14 protein-coding genes and 1 pseudogene are annotated in these 16,727 nt (G+C 61.4%); 6 read left to right on the top strand and 9 right to left on the bottom strand.

Annotated elements, in window-relative coordinates:
* Window positions 1–18: 18 nt before the first annotated feature.
* Both NKJ23_RS07165 and NKJ23_RS07160 read left to right on the top strand, forming a co-directional pair.
* Window positions 19–1,506 (top strand): NAD-dependent succinate-semialdehyde dehydrogenase, encoded by a 1,488-nt coding sequence (locus NKJ23_RS07165; RefSeq protein ID WP_352679440.1) that lies wholly within the window; start codon window positions 19–21, stop codon window positions 1,504–1,506.
* 8 nt (window positions 1,507–1,514) lie between these two features.
* Window positions 1,515–2,336 carry an alpha/beta hydrolase gene (locus NKJ23_RS07160; RefSeq protein WP_352679439.1) on the top strand — a complete coding sequence of 274 codons (822 nt, stop codon included), beginning with the start codon at window positions 1,515–1,517 and terminating at the stop codon, window positions 2,334–2,336.
* Here NKJ23_RS07160 and NKJ23_RS07155 read toward each other — a convergent pair whose 3' ends face one another.
* The 6 genes from NKJ23_RS07155 to NKJ23_RS07130 all read right to left on the bottom strand — a co-directional run bounded on the left by NKJ23_RS07155 (window position 2,337) and on the right by NKJ23_RS07130 (window position 8,821).
* Window positions 2,337–3,086 (bottom strand): ribonuclease activity regulator RraA, encoded by a 750-nt coding sequence (locus tag NKJ23_RS07155; RefSeq protein ID WP_352679437.1) that lies wholly within the window; start codon window positions 3,084–3,086, stop codon window positions 2,337–2,339.
* A 22-nt stretch (window positions 3,087–3,108) separates the two neighbouring features.
* Window positions 3,109–4,272, bottom strand: a complete 1,164-nt coding sequence (locus NKJ23_RS07150) for a mandelate racemase/muconate lactonizing enzyme family protein (protein WP_352679434.1) — start codon at window positions 4,270–4,272, stop codon at window positions 3,109–3,111.
* Between the two features lie 33 nt (window positions 4,273–4,305).
* The gene (locus NKJ23_RS07145; RefSeq protein WP_352679432.1) at window positions 4,306–5,403 is read right to left on the bottom strand and encodes an ABC transporter ATP-binding protein; all 1,098 of its coding nucleotides are present in this window, start codon (window positions 5,401–5,403) and stop codon (window positions 4,306–4,308) included.
* Window positions 5,404–5,413: 10 nt separating this feature from the next.
* A complete protein-coding gene (locus tag NKJ23_RS07140; protein WP_352679430.1) occupies window positions 5,414–6,304 on the bottom strand; it encodes a carbohydrate ABC transporter permease in 891 nt (296 codons plus the stop codon).
* Window positions 6,304–7,263: a carbohydrate ABC transporter permease gene (locus tag NKJ23_RS07135; protein ID WP_352679428.1), complete on the bottom strand. Its 960-nt coding sequence runs from the start codon at window positions 7,261–7,263 to the stop codon at window positions 6,304–6,306. Before NKJ23_RS07135 ends, NKJ23_RS07140 begins: the two co-directional genes overlap by 1 nt.
* Window positions 7,264–7,342: 79 nt before the next feature.
* Window positions 7,343–8,821 carry an ABC transporter substrate-binding protein gene (locus NKJ23_RS07130; RefSeq protein WP_352679426.1) on the bottom strand — a complete coding sequence of 493 codons (1,479 nt, stop codon included), beginning with the start codon at window positions 8,819–8,821 and terminating at the stop codon, window positions 7,343–7,345.
* A gap of 208 nt (window positions 8,822–9,029) precedes the next feature.
* Here NKJ23_RS07130 and NKJ23_RS07125 point away from each other — a divergent pair, with 208 nt between their 5' ends.
* Genes NKJ23_RS07125 through NKJ23_RS07110 form a run of 4 tightly spaced genes read left to right on the top strand, consistent with a single transcriptional unit; the run spans window position 9,030 to window position 13,596 of the window.
* The gene (locus NKJ23_RS07125; protein WP_023679253.1) at window positions 9,030–9,740 is read left to right on the top strand and encodes a GntR family transcriptional regulator; all 711 of its coding nucleotides are present in this window, start codon (window positions 9,030–9,032) and stop codon (window positions 9,738–9,740) included.
* A 54-nt stretch (window positions 9,741–9,794) separates the two neighbouring features.
* Complete coding sequence (locus tag NKJ23_RS07120) at window positions 9,795–10,961, top strand: mandelate racemase/muconate lactonizing enzyme family protein (RefSeq protein ID WP_352679424.1); 1,167 nt, start codon at window positions 9,795–9,797, stop codon at window positions 10,959–10,961.
* A gap of 56 nt (window positions 10,962–11,017) precedes the next feature.
* Complete coding sequence (locus NKJ23_RS07115) at window positions 11,018–12,379, top strand: mandelate racemase/muconate lactonizing enzyme family protein (RefSeq protein ID WP_352679421.1); 1,362 nt, start codon at window positions 11,018–11,020, stop codon at window positions 12,377–12,379.
* 17 nt (window positions 12,380–12,396) lie between these two features.
* Window positions 12,397–13,596 carry a mandelate racemase/muconate lactonizing enzyme family protein gene (locus NKJ23_RS07110; RefSeq protein ID WP_352679419.1) on the top strand — a complete coding sequence of 400 codons (1,200 nt, stop codon included), beginning with the start codon at window positions 12,397–12,399 and terminating at the stop codon, window positions 13,594–13,596.
* Between the two features lie 277 nt (window positions 13,597–13,873).
* Here the strand turns inward: NKJ23_RS07110 and NKJ23_RS07105 are convergent, their stop codons facing one another.
* The 3 genes and pseudogenes from NKJ23_RS07105 to NKJ23_RS07100 all read right to left on the bottom strand — a co-directional run bounded on the left by NKJ23_RS07105 (window position 13,874) and on the right by NKJ23_RS07100 (window position 16,697).
* Window positions 13,874–15,460 carry a serine hydrolase gene (locus NKJ23_RS07105; protein ID WP_352679416.1) on the bottom strand — a complete coding sequence of 529 codons (1,587 nt, stop codon included), beginning with the start codon at window positions 15,458–15,460 and terminating at the stop codon, window positions 13,874–13,876.
* A gap of 745 nt (window positions 15,461–16,205) precedes the next feature.
* A pseudogene (locus tag NKJ23_RS34635) lies at window positions 16,206–16,367 on the bottom strand (IS91 family transposase); the annotation flags it as partial.
* Window positions 16,368–16,388: 21 nt separating this feature from the next.
* On the bottom strand, window positions 16,389–16,697 hold the full coding sequence (locus NKJ23_RS07100) for a hypothetical protein (RefSeq protein ID WP_156937426.1): 309 nt from the start codon (window positions 16,695–16,697) through the stop codon (window positions 16,389–16,391).
* Window positions 16,698–16,727 lie beyond the last annotated feature (30 nt).

The following is a 16,727-nucleotide window of genomic DNA, read 5'->3' as shown; positions in this document are numbered from 1 at the left end:
ACAAGCGGGAATATCGAGATGAACACGTTTTCACAGGTTCTGTCGGATGATCAGGGCGTCAGCGACTTTCACACAATTTCGCACCGGCTGTATATTGGCGGCCAATGGCGGCAGTCCGCGGATGGCAGGGTAATTCCGGTCATTGATCCGTCGACGGAAGCCATCATCGCGGCCGTACCCGATGCGACCTTGGAGGACGCGGCCGCCGCCGTTGACGCCGCTGCCAAAGCAGCCCATGGCTGGCGGACAACGTCGCCGCGAAAGCGCTCCGAGATCCTCAGACGCTGCTTTGAGCTGATGACGGAACGATCGGAGGCACTGGCTACTCTCATCGCACTGGAAAACGGCAAGGCCCTGCGGGATGCCCGCGGCGAGATCGCTTATGCGGCGGAATTTTTCCGTTGGAATGCCGAGGAGGCCGTTCGCATTACCGGTGAATTCGGTACTGCGCCTTCCGGCACCAACCGCATTGTGGTCGACTACGAACCGATCGGCATCTGCGTCCTGATCACGCCCTGGAATTTTCCTGCCGCGATGGCGACGCGCAAGATCGCGCCGGCACTTGCCGCAGGATGCACGGTGATCCTGAAGCCGGCCAGCGAGACCCCGCTTACCGCCTACGCGCTGGCCGCGCTCTATCAGGACGCAGGCGTTCCACCGGGGGTGGTCAACGTCCTGACAACCTCCAGTCCCGGCCCTTTGACAGCCGCCATGCTGGCCGATCCGCGAGTGCGCAAACTCTCCTTCACCGGTTCGACGGGTGTGGGTCGCGCTCTGCTGGCAGAGGCTGCCAGGTATGTGGTCTCGTGTTCCATGGAACTCGGCGGCAACGCACCGTTCATTGTGTTCGACGACGCCGATCTCGAAGCGGCGCTCGATGGCGCAATGGTGGCCAAGATGCGCAACGCCGGCGAGGCCTGCACGGCCGCAAACCGCCTCTACGTGCAATCTGGCATCTACGAAGCCTTCTCCGAGGGCCTCGAGAAGCGGATGTCTTCGCTCAAGGTCGGCGCCGGCACCGACCCGGACACGGAATGCGGGCCCATGATCACGAAAAAGGCGGTCGAGAAGATAGACCGCCTTGTCGTCGACGCGGTCACACGCGGCGCGCGGGTCTTGTGCGGCGGCTCAGTCCTGTCCGGACGTGGCTTCTTCTACCCTCCGACAGTGCTTCGCGACGTGCCGGGCGACGCAAAGATGGCGCATGAGGAGATATTCGGGCCGGTGGCGCCAATCTCGAGCTTCGAAACGGAGGCCGAGGTCATCGCGCGCGCCAATGACACCGAATATGGGCTTGCTGCCTACATCTACACGCGCGATCTGGCGCGCGGCATGCGGGTGGCCTCCCGGATCGAGGCCGGGATGATTGCTCTCAACCGCGGGCTGATGTCCGATCCGGCAGCCCCCTTCGGCGGCGTCAAGCAGAGCGGGCTCGGTCGCGAAGGAGGGCAGCATCACGGCATTGCGGAATTCATGGAGGCGAAATACCTCGCCATCAGCATGTGAGCAGAAGAATGCAAGGCGATCCCTTTCGCATCCGCGACCACGTCGCGGATTTTGACGAAATCGTGCAGGACTTCGTTGATCGCAGCGAGGTCGCCCGCGCCACCATTGCGATGACCGCTGACGTGGCCTACGGACCGGATCCGACCGAGACCATGGACCTGTTCTTTCCCGCGGGCAAAAGAACGGCGCTTCCGGTGCACATCTTTGTCCATGGCGGCTACTGGAGAATGTTCTCCAAGCGCGACTATTCATATATGGCGACGACGATTACCCAGGCCGGGGCCATTGCCGTCATCCTTGATTATGCTCTGATGCCCAAGGTCCGAATGGCGAGGATCGTCGACCAGGTGCGCCGGGCCAAGCAGTGGGTCCTGGCCAACATCGCCGATCATGGCGGAAGCCCGGCGGCCCTGACCGTCAGTGGTCATTCGGCTGGAGCCCATCTTGCAACGTTCCTGTTCGACGGGGCGCACACCCCCTCGAATGTAAGGGCAGCCCTTCTGTTGAGCGGGCTCTACGATTTGAAGCCGCTCCAGGATTCCTTTCTCGCCAACGAGATTGGAATAACCGACGAGGAAGTCGCCATGTTCACGCCGCTCGCCTGTCGGCATGATCCTCAAACCAAGGCGGCGGTTCTGGTCGGAGCCAATGAGACGCCACCCTTCCATCAGCAAGCCGATCGATTCGAAGCAAGCTTGCTGCGGCAGGGATCGTTGGTAACGTCGCATGTGCTCCCGAACCGCAACCACATGGACAGTGTCAGAGATCTCGGCGTGCCGGGGACCGGGGCTGCCGATTGCCTGGCAAAACTGATCGCCAAGGCCTGCTGACTAACTCGTGTTCTCCAGGCGATTTGTTTTGCGCCACTCCTCGTACTCCCCGCGGGCATCGTCATGCAGCGGATAATAACGTTGCAACGGCCCGCCCTCCATGAGCTTCGCTCGCGAGAACTCCTCCCAATCGTGATGCCTCTGTGATTCTTCGATCACCTTCGGGGCCATTGCGACGGGAAGCACCACCACCCCGTCGTCGTCGGCGACGATGATGTCGCCGGGGATCACCGTGACACCGCCGCAAGCAATCGGAACGTTGACGGCATTGGGATAGATGCTGGTCTGCACATGATAGTTTGGCGTCCAGCCGCGCAGCCATAGGGGCAGATCGAGCTTTTCGACATTGGGCCGGTCGCGCATGCACCCATCGATGACGATACCCGCCCCGCCCCTGCCCTTGAAATACGTCGACATCATATCGCCGAAGACGCCCGAGCTCATGTCGCCGCGCGCGTCGACCACGACCACATCGCCCTCCTGCGCGTGATAGAGCACGTGCCGGTGCAGCTGTGTCTCCGGATCGGCATATTCTCCTTCGGTGAAGAGGTCCGGCCGCTGCGGCAGGAACTGCAGCGTCAGCGCCGGCCCGACGATCGACTTCCCGTGGTTTTGCGCCACCGGACCGACCATGTGCGGATTGCGGAAGCCCATGTGGCCAAGCGTGCCGGCAACCGTCGCGGCGCCGATCTCCCTTAGCGCGTCGATCAGGTCTTTAGGCGGCCGCGTGATGTCGGAAGTATGCGTCATTGTGGACTCCGATTGAATGGAACTACCAGTTCGTAACTGAACCATCGCGGCGCTTAAGGTGAGGCGCTTCCCAGAAACGCAAACTCTGCGCCTGGACCGCAACTTCGTTGACCTCGACGCCGAGCCCCGGCAGATCGCTGACCGGGTAATCGGTCCCGTCGAGCCGTGGTTGCACGGGGAAGAAGTCGGAATTGTCGAAGCCCAGCTTTGTTTCGGGTGCCCTGGTCTCGAGCCACGCGAAGTTGGGTACCGCGGCAGCGAGATGCACGGTCGCGGCCGTGCACACTGGACCAAGGGGATTGTGCGGCATCAGGTCCACATAGTGCGCCTCGCTCCAGCCAGCGATTTTCATCGCCTCGGTGAGCCCGCCGACATTGCAAACATCGATCCGGTTGAACTGATGGATGCCGCGCTCGATGTAGGGCAGGAACTGCCACTTGCTGGCAAATTCCTCGCCTATGGCAAAGGGGATTTCGGTCATCGTGCGCAGCGATTCATAGGCCTCCGGCGTTTCGGCCCGTATCGGCTCCTCGAGGAAATCAAGCACGCCGCGACCGAGCTTGTTGCAGAAGCTCGCCGCCTCTGCCACCGACAGCCGATGATGATAGTCGAGGCCGAGGACCACATCGCTGCCCAGCGCCTCGCGCGCCTTGTTCAGCATACCCGCGGTAGCGCCGATGGACTCGCGCGGCTCGAAGATGTCCTTGCTGTTTTGCCCGAAGGGGAAGAAGCGGATCGCCTGCCACCCCTGCGCGCGAAGTTCGCGGGCCCGTTCGATGGCAACGTCGCCCTCGGCCTCGTCGCCGGTCGAGGCAAAGGTGGGAATGCGGTCGCGCTGCTTGCCGCCCAGCAGCTCGTAGACCGGCACGCCCAGCGCCTTGCCCTTGATGTCGTGAAGGGCGATGTCGATGGCGGAAATCGCCGCCTGAAGGACTCGCCCGCCTTCGAAGTACTGGCTGCGGTAAATCTCCTGCCAGATCCGCCCGATCTGCATCGGGTCGCGGCCGATGAGAAACTCGCGATAGTGCTCGACCGCGCCGGCCACGGCCCTCTCGCGACCGCTCAAGCCGCTCTCGCCCCAACCGAAGATGCCCTGGTCGGTCTCGACCTTGACGAGCATCTGGTTGCGCGTTCCTACCCACACCGGATAGGGCTTGATCGCGGTGATCTTAAGCTTCTCAGTCATCCACGCCCACGTTTCACGCGCATTCGCCCTATCTCAGTTGGCCTTGAGGGCCATTTCAGTTTCGCCATCGAACAGATGCATCCGCTCCTGGTCGAACTCGAGCCAGATCTGCTCGTCGGGCGCGACGGCAATGTTCGGCGGCACGCTGACGTTGACGATGGCGCCGGACAGGAACGCCTGAACGAAGGTGACGTCGCCGGTCGGCTCCACCGTATAGGCTTTGGCCGGGACGCTGCCTGGCACCGCACTCTTGTGGAGCTTGATCGTCGAGTGACGTGCGCCGAGCACGACTTTCCGGGTCGTCGCTTTCGCCACCTTCTGGGCATTGCGCGGTGAGAGCTCAAGGCGCCAGCCCTCGGCGCCGGTCAACACCGTGTTGCCGTTTGCCGTGGAGGCCTCTAACGGAATAAGGCTCATCGCCGGGCTGCCGATGAAGCTGGCCACGAACATGTTCACCGGATGGGCAAAGACCTGCGCCGGTGAATCGTATTGCTGCAGGTAGCCGCCATTCATCACCGCCATCTTGTCAGCCATGGTCACGGCTTCGAGCTGGTCGTGCGTCACATAGATGATCGTCGCCTTGAGGTCCTGGTGGAAACGCTTGATCTCCGACCGCATCTGCACGCGCAGTTTGGCATCGAGGTTGGACAGTGGCTCGTCCATGAGGAACACTGCGGGGTCGCGAACGAGGGCACGGCCAAGAGCCACACGCTGCTGCTGCCCGCCCGAAAGTTCGCGCGGCTTGCGCTCGAGCAGGTGCGTCATGTCGAGCACTCGCGCCGCTTCCTTGACCTTCTTGTCGATCTCGTCCCTGGGGAGTTTGCGCATCTGAAGCGGGAACGCCAGGTTCTTGTAGACCGATTTCTGCGGGTAGAGCGCGTAGTTCTGGAACACCATTGCGATGTCCCGGTCCTTGGGGTCGAGGTGGTTGACCACGCGCTCGCCGATGATGATGTCGCCCGCTGTGATCGGGGTCAGCCCAGCGACGAGATTGAGCGTGGTTGTCTTGCCGCAGCCTGAAGGGCCGACGAGCGCAACGAACTCGCCGTCATTGACCGTCAGCGAAACGTGGTTGACAGCTTTGAAGCTGCCATAGCTCTTGACGAGATCTTGGAGGACCACGTGGGCCATCGGCAACTCCCTAGTGCTTGACCGCGCCTTCTGTAAGGGCGCGTACGAAGTATCGTTGCAGGACCAGGAACAGCACCACGACGGGTACACTCATCATGAAGCTGGCCGCCATCAGGCCCGGAAAGTCCGTCGTATTTTCCGAGAAGAAGCGTTGGATGCCGACCGGCAGGGTCAACTGCTCGTTCTTGGAGAGGAAGGTGTAGGCGTAGATGTACTCGTTCCACGCGCCGATGAAGGAATAGATTGCGGTGGCGATGATCCCCGGCGTCGAGAGCGGCATCACGATCATGATGAAGGCCTGGAACCGTGTTGCGCCGTCGATGCGCGCCGCCTGCTCAAGCTGCACTGGGATATTGTCGTAAAAGCCCTTGAGCAGCCAGATCGCCAGCGGCAGGCCAAAGGTGAGATAGGTGAGTATCAGTGAGCCATGCGTGTTTATCAGACCGATCGCGCGCATCAGGATGAAGAGTGGCACGAGAAAGATCACCGCCGGGAACATATTGCGCAGCAGCACGGCAAAGAACAGGAAATTCCGGCCGGGGAAACTGAAGCGCGAAAACGCGTAGGCCGCTGGGACAGCCACGATCACCGAAAGGATTGTCGTGACGGTCGACACGAAAAGGCTGTTCCAGAAGAAGCGAAGGAAGTCCTGGCCGACGCTGTTCTGCGGATCGAGCAGTTTCTGATAGCTGGCGAGGGTAGGTTCGTCCGGCCACCATTGCGGCGGGAATTGCGTCGCCGCGAATCCGGACTTGATCGAGGTGATCAGCATCCAGATCATCGGCAACGCGGTATAAAGCAGCATGAACACGAGGAATATGCGCCCGGCCCACCGCCATCCGTCGACGCGCATGCGGCGACGGGCCTGGGTTCGAGGTGCCGTCTCGGCAATCGTGCTCATCAGGCGCTCCCCTCTTTCCGCTCGTTGCCGCTTAACGCACGGACGTAGAAGTAGCCCAGCGTCATCAGTGTGAGGAACAGGAGCACCGAATAGGCCGATGCCACGCCCCAGCGCTGCCGTCCGAAGGCGAGCTCATAAATGTGGGTTATCCAGATATGCGATGCGTTCGACGGCCCGCCGCCGGTCATGATCCAGGGGATGATGAAGGAATTGAAGTTGGCCACAGCGAGCAGCAGCATCGTCACCACCGAGACGTTGCGCAAGTGCGGGAAGGTGACGTGCCAAAAGCGCTGCCATGCATTGGCACCGTCGACTTTTGCGGCACGCAGCAACTGATCGGGGACTGTCTGCAGGCCGGCCATCATCATGATCATGGCAAACGGAAACTCGCGCCAGATATTGACGACGATCAGCGAGGGCAGCACCGTGCTGACATTGTCGATGAAATTCGGCGGCTGGGCGGCCAATCCGAGGCCGACCAGCACCGCGCCGATGATCCCGAAGTCCGAATGGTAGATCCACTTCCAGATGTAGGAGGCGGCGACGGCGCTGATGACCCAAGGGATGATCAGGACGGCGCGCAGGACACCACGGCCGATGAAGTCGCGGTGGAGCGCCAGCGCTGTGGCAAACCCCAGGACAAAGGAGATGAAAGTTGACCCCAGAGTCCAGATCAGTGTGTTCCAGGTGACTTTCCAGAACACCTGACTGGTGAGGATGGTTGTGTAGTTGTCGAAGCCGATGAAGGTCTTGTCGCGGAGCTGCAGGCCAGGCGGTGTCTTAAAGAACGACAGCTCGACCGTGTAGTAGATCGGATAGGCGATGACGATGAGCATCACGGCGATCGCCGGGAGCACATACGCGTAGTCCGCGCGATCCTCCCAGATCTTCCGCAGCGTGCCGGACCAACCGGGTTGCAATCTTCGGCGAGCCTCGGCCTTGCCGGTCACGATCGTCACTTGTGGCGTGCCCTTATTCTTCGGAACGAGGCGGCTGCGCCAGCGGCGCAGCCGGTCTAGGTCGTGGGTGTGGCTTGGACTAGAGTCCGCCCATCAGGTCTTTTACCTTCTTGGCCGCGTCGTCCGCTGCCTCGTCGACGGTCATCGCTCCGGTCAGGGCATTCTGCAGCATGTCCGGGATGATGATGTTCATGATCTCGGGGGCCTGCGGCAGAGCTGGGAACGGGATGCCGTATGGCAGCATCGAGGTGGTGACGTCGAGGAACTTGATGTTGTCCAGACGTTCCTTCATCCACTTGGTCTTGAAGCCGTTGAGGTTGCCAGGGTTTGATCCGGCGTAGGCCATCTTCAGCGACCATTCAGGGCTCGTCCACATGCAGATGATAGCTTTCGCAGCCGGCTCGTCTACCTTGCCGCCCTCGACATATTCGGGTTTCAGGATGTGAATGTTCGAGCCGCCGAACACGACGGCGCGCTTGCCGTCGGGACCAGTCGGGATCAGGCCGTAGCGCATGTTGTCGATGACCGTCTGCGCCTTGTTCTTGTCGGTGCCCGTCGCCTTTTTCTGCAGGTCGAGCATGACGTTGTAATCGGACGGGTGCGAGATCATCATGCCGAGCTGGCCGGCGACGAACAGGGGCTGGTTATCGGCCTGCTGGTTGGTGAGCGCCGAAACCGGAACCGACTTGTCGCGAACATACATGTCGTAGGAGGCTTGCAGCGCTGCCTTGCTCTGCGGGCTATCGAGCTGGACCTGCTCATAGGTCGGGTTTGCCGTCGCTTCGTCGAAGACGCCGCCACCATAGGCCCATAGCTGTGGCATGAAGCGGTACGGCGTATTGCCGGCATTCTTGCGAGCCACGAGGCCGTAGCCGGCAATGCCAAGCTTGTCGTGGATCTGCTTGGAATATTTGACGACGTCGTCCCAGGTTGCCGGAGCCTTGTCCGGATCGAGGCCCGCACGCTTGAAGATGTCGGCGTTCCAGATGAACGCCATCGTCTCATTGTTGGTCGGAATGCCGTAGGTCACGCCCTCCCAGGTCACTGCCTTCATGGCGCCGGGCCAGAAATCCTCGGTCGAATACCCCACATCCTCGGGCTTGAGCGGCTGCAGATAGCCCTTTGAGGCGAACTCGGTACCACCCAGGATTTGCAGGCGGACCGCCATCGGCGCGGCATTGCCCAGGAGCGCCGTGCGGAACTTGTCGAGAAGGTCGTTATAGGTGAGGGCTTGTTCCTCGAGCTGGATGTTCGGATAGGTTTTGCGGAAGGTCTCGAAGAATTCCTTGTAGTACTGGCGCAGGAGGTCGGGGTCGCCCTCGAACACGCCCTGATACCAGAAAGTCAGTCGCCCCTTGTAGTCGAGCGGGGTAACCTTGGCGCAATCGGCAGCCGTGTCAAAGTCCTGTGTGCCGGCGATGGAGCGCACATATTCCGGCGACCACTTGCTCAGGTCGACCGGTGGCGCACCCAGCGCCGAAGTAGACGTCAGGGATGCCATCAAAGCAGTGGCGACAGTGCCGCGCAGGACGGCACTGCCGAGCGCAATTCTCGTCATAGGTATCCTCCCTGGTTCTCCCATGCCGCCCTAAAGCGGTCCTTGCTCGTTTCGATCGCGAGGATGCTTCTTTCAGCTCAGTGTATCCTCTCGATCGCTTGGTACGTTTTCAGATCATGAATTGCCTGTCAACGCGCAGAATCGTACATTGTTTGCGAAAGCCGTGTGTGATATCGGGCAAGTTATGTATTAAATTGGGGAGCCGGCCTTGGCCGAAATAAGCGATTTCAAAGCGATGCCACCGGTGGGGACCGATCCCATCGGGGCCTCCAGCGAGGGCGCCTCGCTTTATGAATTGATCAGGGAAGACATCATCGAGGGACGGCTCGCCGCTAACGAACGGCTTGTCGTCACCGATCTCGCCCGGCGTCACGGCACCTCGACCAATCCTGTGCGCGAGGCCCTGCAGCTGCTGCGCGGCGAAGGTTTTGTCACCTTTGTCGCCAACCGCGGGGCGCGCGTCCGACCCATAGATCAGGATTTTGTCCGGGATATCTACGAGATCGGTGTTCTGATCGAGCCAGCCCTGACACGATGGTTTGTGAATATGGCTACCGGCGAGGACATCGCCGAACTCGAACGTCTCCAGGGCCTGATCGAAGAGAACAATTTCGCCGACACATTCAGGCATAGTGAGCTGGATACCGCTTTCCACACCGTGATGTACCAGCGGCACTACAACCGCCACGCAGCCGAGCTTTGGTGGAAGCATCGCGAAGTGCTGCGAGCCGTGAGCCGTCGTTTCAATTTCACGCTGGCGCGACGTGCCGCGATCATGCGCGAGCACCGCGAACTCATCGCGCTTGTGAAGGCGGGAGAGGCCGACAAGGCGGCCGAACTCGTTTCCCGCCATGTCGAGGGTTCGGGCCGGCATATTCTCGAACAGATGCGAGCGCGCAACGCCGCTCGGGCCGGATAGAATGTCCAGTCCAGAACATCGTTAGCTGACCATTTTCAGGCAAAGGTAGTTGAGATGAAAATCACGAGCATTCGGCCGTGGCTGATCAAGTCCGATGCTTCCTACTGGGGAGAGTTCCTGTTCGTCGAAGTGACGACCAACGAGGGAGTGAGTGGCTGGGGAGAGATCACCACCACGACAAGGCTCGCCAACCGCGCTCTCTGCACGATCCTGCGGCAGATCGGCGTCGCCGTGACAGGCGAGGATCCCGCGCGTATCGAGCATCTCTGGCACAAGATCTTCCGCAGCTTCACCTACATGGGAAGCCGCGGCGCCGCCGTCGAATGCGTGAGCGCCATCGATATTGCCCTCTGGGACATCCGGGGCAAAGTCCTCGGCAAGCCGATTTACGAGCTGCTTGGCGGGCCGGTACGCGATGAAATCGCGCTCTACACCCATCCCAACCAGGCCAAATTCACCAGCAAGGAGGCTGTGGTCCGCGAAATTCTAGACATTGTCGAGTCCGGACACACTGCGCTCAAGTTCGATCCCTACCCCCACCAGGGCCGCAGCGCCGATGGCCTGCCCCGCGAACAGCGAGACGGCTACCTCGATGGCAGCATGACCCGCAAGGACGAGCGCGAAGCCGCCGAACTCACGGCTCTGATCCGCGAAACGGCAGGACCCGATGTCGACATTCTCATCGATGCGCACGGCCGCTTCGACGTCCCCACCGCCATTCGCCTCTGTCGGAGCCTCGAGGAGGCCGGCCAGATCGACTGGTTTGAGGAGCCCTGCCCGCCCGAGAGCCTTAACGCCCTCAAGCAGGTACGTGAGAAGGTCAATACCGCCATCTCGTGGGGCGAGCGCGGCCACACGAAGTGGGATTTCGTGCCGGTACTCGAGAACAGGCTCGCTGATTACATCATGCCCGACGTTACCTGGACCGGCGGCATTACCGAACTCAAGAAGATTGCTGCGCTATGCGAAGCCTACTACGTGCCGGTCTCGCCACATGACGCCGCGGGACCGATCAACGTGGTTGCGGGAGCGCAGGTGATGATGACCGTTCCCAACTTCTACAAACTCGAAACATCGGAGTGGAACCTGGGCAAATACGATCACCTGATCGACAGACCACTCGACATTTCGAACGGCAGCCTCAAGCTGACGTCGAAGCCTGGTCTCGGTATTGAGATGGACCGCGACTACTTGCAGGCCCACGAGATTGAGCTGGGCTAGCAACACGCTGTGCCGGCCCAGGGTGCGGGACGACAAGCCGAAAACGAGGATAAGTCATGGCAAAGACAGGTGGCGCCGACGAAGCGCTCAATCGGGTAAACGCGAACTCCAAGCCATCCCAGCTTCGTATCACCGACATGCGGGTAGCCGAAATCGTCGGCGCGCCGTTCACCTCAACCCTGCTCAAGATTTACACCAACCAGGGCATCGTCGGGCTTGGCGAGGTGCGCGACGGCGCCAGTGCCACCTACGCGCTGATGCTGAAGAGCCGGCTGCTTGGCGAGAACCCTTGCGACATCGACCGCCTGTTTCGCCGGATCAAGCAGTTCGGTGGCCATGGCCGGCAAGGCGGCGGCGTCTCGGCGGTCGAGATCGCGTTGTGGGATCTCGCCGGCAAGGCCTATGGCGTTCCCATCTACCAGATGCTCGGCGGCCGGTTTCGGGAGAAGGTGCGCGTCTATTGCGACACCGACGCTACCGTGCCGAGCGGCACCGAGACCGGCAAGCGCCTCAAGCAGCGCATGGCGCTCGGCTTCACCTTCCTCAAGATGGATCTGGGGCTGATGCAGATCGCGGATGTACCCGGTGCGGTCGTCTCCCCTGCCGGTTCACTTGAAGGGTACCGCATCCATCCCGGCCGCGGCCCGGTCAAGACCATGGAGGAGCGGCGCGCCCGCAATGCCGTTTACGATTTGCATAACGTCCCCCATCCGTTTACCGGCCTCCACTTTTCCGACAAGGGCCTCGACCTGCTTGAACAGTACATTGCCGAGGTTCGCGATGTTATCGGCATGGATATTCCGCTCGCCATTGACCATGTCGGCCACATCTCGCTGCAGAACGGCATTCGGCTCGCCAGGCGGATTGAAAAATACGTGCCGGCCTGGCTCGAGGATGTGATCCCATGGCAGTACACCGAGCAGTTCCGGCAACTGCAGGCCGCCACTACGGTGCCGATCTGCACCGGCGAGGACATCTACCTTAAGGAAGGCTTCGAGCCTCTGCTCAAGAGCGGCGGCCTCTCCATTATCCACCCGGACCTGCTCACCAGCGGGGGCATCCTCGAGACCAAGAAGATCGGCGACATGGCCCAGGACCACGGCGTCGCAATGGCCATCCATATGGCCGAAAGTCCAATCGCCGCAATGGCCGCGGCACATGTCGCGACCGCGACCGAAAACTTCATGGCGCTCGAATACCACTCTGCCGATGTCGACTGGTGGGACGATATCGTCACCGGCGTTCCCAAGCCGCTCGTGAAGGACGGCTTTATCACTGTTCCGGACAAACCTGGCCTGGGGATTGACGACGTCGTCGACGAGGTGATCTCGCAGCATCTGCAGCCGGGTGTCACCGGCATCTGGCAGCCCACGGATCACTGGGACAACGAGTATTCCTGGGACCGTATCTGGAGCTGAGGCGAAAAGAACCGAAGATGAAGATCACCGATCTCCGCTGCGCCGTCATCGGCAAACATCCCATCGTCCGCATCGTTACCGACGAGGGCCTCTATGGCCTTGGCGAAGTCGAGTTCACCAAGACCTATCTCAAGCCTTGGGTGCTGCATTTCCGTGAGGCGCTGATCGGCGAGGACCCTACCGACGTCGAGCGGGTGATGCTGAAGATCCGCCAACGCGGCTCTTTCAAGCCCTATGGCGCGGCGGTAAGCGCTATCGAGCATGCGCTGTGGGACATAGCCGGCAAGGCCGCAGGCGTGCCGGCCTACAAACTGCTCGGCGGCAAGGTGCGCGACAAGGTGCGCGTCTATAACGGCTCGATCCGGCAGAAGCGAACGGGGGACCGGCCGGAGGATTACGCCGCTGACGTGAAATGGATGATGGAGCAGCCGCAGAATTTCTTCATGATCAAGCAAGGAATCTCGTTCCACTCCAACATGAAGGACACCATCGAGGACTTCCATTACGGCGTGACGCAGAATAAGGCCGGCTACCACGGTGCTATGGATCAGGGCGTCATCAGCGAGCGCGGTTTCAACCACATGCTCGACTGCGTGATCGCGATGAAGGAAGTGCTGGGCGACAAGGTCAGCCTGGCGCTCGACTGCGGCCCGGGCTGGATGCTGCCCGATGCAATCAAGTTCGCTCGCGCGGTCGAGAAGTACAATTTGATGTGGCTCGAGGACATGCTGACCGGCGACTATGTGCCGTGGGTCAATCCGCAGGCCTATCGGGAGCTGACCACCGCCACCTCGACGCCAATTCATACCGGCGAGCAGATATACCTGCGGCACAATTTCAAGGAGCTGATCGAAACGCAGGCGGTGCGCGTCATCGGCCCCGATCCGGCCGATATTGGCGGCATTGCCGAGCTCAAATGGGTCGCCGAGCACGCCTGTATGCACTCGATCCTGATGGCACCGCACGGCACCGCGAACGGCCTTCTCGGCCTCGGCGCGCTGATCAATGTCTGCGCCACCCTGCCCGCCAACTTCATTGCCTTCGAATACCCGAGCGCCTCCGACCCCTGGTGGGAGGACCTCGTAATCGGCCTGCCGTCGCAGATCGTGAAGGACAGCATGGTGGACTTGCTGGAAGCGCCGGGGCTGGGCCTCGACATCGACGCCGAAGCAGGCAGGAAGTATCTCCGGGAAGAGGATGCAGGCTTCTTCGACTGAACCATCCTTCTTGCGCCACACTGCACCGCGCGGACTGATTCTCGCAAATTGGCATCCAGAATGACCGTTTCGGGCCTGGAGCCGTCGGTCTGCTTCGGATCAGCGGCTGGCCAAAGCCGACGTAGCTTGTCGGAAGCTCCCGAGCAAATGCCGGCTTCCTGATTTCCATGCCCGGAAGCGAACCGTCACAAATCCGCCATCTCAGGCATCACCTTGCAGACGGCCGGTTCGCCTTTTCGACGGCATAGGGTGTATGGAGCACCCGACGCCCCCACCCCTACCTCTGAAAATGCCCCAACCCGCTCTCATTCAGATAGTCCACCGTCATCACCCGCGCGCGAATGCCGCCGGGGGAACCAACGAACTTCACCGATGACAGCGAGCCGGTCGGCGCGTTCTCTCCGCGGGGCGTGAGGGCGTAGGTGTCGCCGTCCCAGTGCTCGAGCGTGAACTGCATGGGCTTGGGGCCGAGTTCGAGCATCAGCTTGTCGCCATCGGCCCGCACGGTGGCGGTGTCGAAATAGTTGCTCGTATATTGGCCCTCGTAGAAGGATGGACTGCGCGCCTTGGCGGGGTTCGTCGGCTTGTCCTTGCCGGCGAGGTCGCCCACCGGCTTGTAGTAGGCCATGAACCGCGGCTTGATGTAGGGATACCAGTCGCGAGTGACCTGGCCATATTGCACGATGTCCATGAAGCTGGCGGCGACCGCCTCGGCGGCGCCGACGGGGGAGCCGTTGGTGAGCACGACGATGCCGACATCGGCCGAGGGCAAGATCTGGAAGGTGGTGCCGGCGCCGAGCAGGAAGGCGCCGGAATGGCCCATGGTGGTGCGCCCATTGGCGTTCACCCCCACATTGAAGCCATAGCCATAGGAGCTGGCCCGCGTATCGGGCGTCTCGCCGCGGTAGGTCACGCTCTGCGGTGTGATGGCGGGCTGCAGGATCTTCGGGTCGATCATGGGCTGGCCGTTATAGGTGCCGTCGCCAAGCAGCAGGATCATCCACTTGGCAAGATCCTGGGCGCTGGAGGAGACGCCGCCGGCGGGCGCCTGCTGGTCGGGGTCGCGGTCATAGAGCGGCTCGAACACATTCTCCGCCACGCGCGCATGCAGCAGGGCGCGGTTCTTGCCGGCGGCAATGAAGTCCTCGTGCCGATAGCTGCTCGAGCGCATGCCGAGCGGATCGAACAACAGGCTCTTGGCCAGCGGCTCCCAAGGCTGTTTCTCGGCGTGGGCCACTGCCTCGGCGCCGACCGTCGTGCCGAAATTGGCGTAGTGATAGGAGATGCGGAAGGGATCGAGCGGCACCATCCACAGGCTCCCGACGATCTGCTTGCGCTGGAAGCCGAGATCCTCGAGTTCGTCGCCCGCCGCCATCGGCAGGCCCGAGCGATGCGCGAAGAAATCGCCGATGGTGGCGTTGCCCGAGACATAGTCGAGATTGAGGCGAAAGCCGTCCCAGACCTTGCCGACCGGGGTATCCCAGTCGAAGCTGTGGTCCTTCGTCATGGCGATCGCGGCCACCGTGGCCGAGATCGACTTCGACACCGAGGCGACCTGGAAAATGGTGGTGCTGCTGACCTTAGAAGTGTGGTCCCGGTTGTCGCGAAGGCCATAGCCCTCGTCAAAGATCATTTTGCCGCCATGCACCACCGCCACGGCGAAGCCGGGAACGTCGGATGCTTCCTTGACTTTCTTGACGATGTCCGGCAGCGCGGCCAGCGCCTTCTCGACACCGCCGGGATACAGCTGCATAGCATCCTGCGGCGGCGATGGCCCAAGCTCCGGCAGGCAGGACTGCGCGGCTGCCACGGCGGGCAGCATGGTAACGAGGGAAAGTACCAGGAGAGCAGCGACCTTCTTCATTGCATGTCCTCAAACTTGCACCGGCAGATGATCGGACCATACGCGGCAAGATGAAAGATGGTTGCGGCTATTTTCCAATGAAATGTTTAAGTTCAAAGATCAGACAGAGACGGCGGCTGCGTGTCATGTAATTTCGGAGTGGTGAAGTATCCGTGTTACCTACGCGCCCGGCAATGGGATGGGATTGGGCGGGAGAACGTCAACTTTCCAAGCCCGAGCGGCAAATGGCATCCGATCACGAGTTGTTCGCCAACGGGCTGGCGGCCAACCAGAAAGTCATCGAAGCCAATATATGGCCCATCGCGGGGCCCTATGGCCTGCTGCATGGAGTCCGATGGCCGAGGGGCCGGGACGCTTCGTCTTCACCGATCTTGCCTGCGGCACGGGGCCGTTTGCTGTCCGTCCGGTTATTGCCGCGGGACCAGTTAAAGCCGCCGTTCGGCTCACGTGAAGAGTTTCGGGCGCTGGCAGGCGTACGAAAGTCCCCGAGGAAGGAACCCGCGGGCCGCAGACGATGGCTATGGGGATTTCGGATTTCGGCAGACGTCGGCGATGGCGTGACCGCCGTCGGGAAGCGCTGGGGTGAATGCGGACAGACCGCTTCGTTGCGCCCCCGCGCGGTGTTGTCGGCTTGGTCGGCAGCTGGACGCGACCTCTTCAGCATCGAGGATCATCATGGACGTGCGTCGATCCGTTGCCGGAGGCTGAGTGCCTGCAGCTGAAGGCTGAACCATTCCATGCCGGGTCATGGCGTGCTGCTCCCGGTCGACCGGGAGCCGTGTGGTGGTCCGCGCGGTTGCCTCCACCGTTCAAACAGCTCGATGACGATCATGCGGCCGCCGCAGCACGGGCACGGCGGGCGGAAGTCGTCCGGTTCGTCGGGGTCGCCGTCGTCGGGCGGCGCGGCAGGGGCAGTCGAGGATCGCCCTCACTGACCCTCCTGGGTAAGTTGGAAGATACTGGCCGTCCGAGCAGGACCAACGTTAGTTAGCTCACAGTACGTGAAAGAAGCAAAAGAACCCGGTTGCGGCGGAAGAAATTCCCCCTGGTGCTTCCACGCGAGGCAGGTTTTGATCGTGTCGAAAGATTTTTGTTCTCGGCGTTCATCGATGCGGCCATCGATAAATACAAGAGAAATTACATGCGCGGTTGCATTTAGAGATTGAGGATCTGCTTTCGCAGCCGTTGGCACTGCCAAGAGAAGAGCCAGAGCGATGATGAGCTTGGTGCGATTCATGTCGTCCTCCGTTTCATCCGGTGCTGCTGG

It is taken from the genome of Mesorhizobium sp. M0184 (assembly GCF_040322215.1).
Classification (GTDB): domain Bacteria; phylum Pseudomonadota; class Alphaproteobacteria; order Rhizobiales; family Rhizobiaceae; genus Mesorhizobium.
Note: the sequence above shows the minus strand (reverse complement) of the source record. Positions and strands in the feature narration are given on the sequence as shown.

Excerpts from the sequence above, each read along its gene's own strand:
- NKJ23_RS07130 (WP_352679426.1), bottom strand. The coding sequence starts at position 8,821 with ATGACGAGAATTGCGCTCGGCAGTGCCGTCCTGCGCGGCACTGTCGCC.
- NKJ23_RS07115 (WP_352679421.1), top strand. The coding sequence starts at position 11,018 with ATGGCAAAGACAGGTGGCGCCGACGAAGCGCTCAATCGGGTAAACGCG.
- NKJ23_RS07155 (WP_352679437.1), bottom strand. The coding sequence starts at position 3,086 with ATGACGCATACTTCCGACATCACGCGGCCGCCTAAAGACCTGATCGAC.
- NKJ23_RS07150 (WP_352679434.1), bottom strand. The coding sequence starts at position 4,272 with ATGACTGAGAAGCTTAAGATCACCGCGATCAAGCCCTATCCGGTGTGG.
- NKJ23_RS07140 (WP_352679430.1), bottom strand. The coding sequence starts at position 6,304 with ATGAGCACGATTGCCGAGACGGCACCTCGAACCCAGGCCCGTCGCCGC.
- NKJ23_RS07160 (WP_352679439.1), top strand. The coding sequence starts at position 1,515 with ATGCAAGGCGATCCCTTTCGCATCCGCGACCACGTCGCGGATTTTGAC.
- NKJ23_RS07145 (WP_352679432.1), bottom strand. The coding sequence starts at position 5,403 with ATGGCCCACGTGGTCCTCCAAGATCTCGTCAAGAGCTATGGCAGCTTC.
- NKJ23_RS07120 (WP_352679424.1), top strand. The coding sequence starts at position 9,795 with ATGAAAATCACGAGCATTCGGCCGTGGCTGATCAAGTCCGATGCTTCC.
- NKJ23_RS07165 (WP_352679440.1), top strand. The coding sequence starts at position 19 with ATGAACACGTTTTCACAGGTTCTGTCGGATGATCAGGGCGTCAGCGAC.
- NKJ23_RS07105 (WP_352679416.1), bottom strand. The coding sequence starts at position 15,460 with ATGAAGAAGGTCGCTGCTCTCCTGGTACTTTCCCTCGTTACCATGCTG.
- NKJ23_RS07110 (WP_352679419.1), top strand. The coding sequence starts at position 12,397 with ATGAAGATCACCGATCTCCGCTGCGCCGTCATCGGCAAACATCCCATC.
- NKJ23_RS07100 (WP_156937426.1), bottom strand. The coding sequence starts at position 16,697 with ATGAATCGCACCAAGCTCATCATCGCTCTGGCTCTTCTCTTGGCAGTG.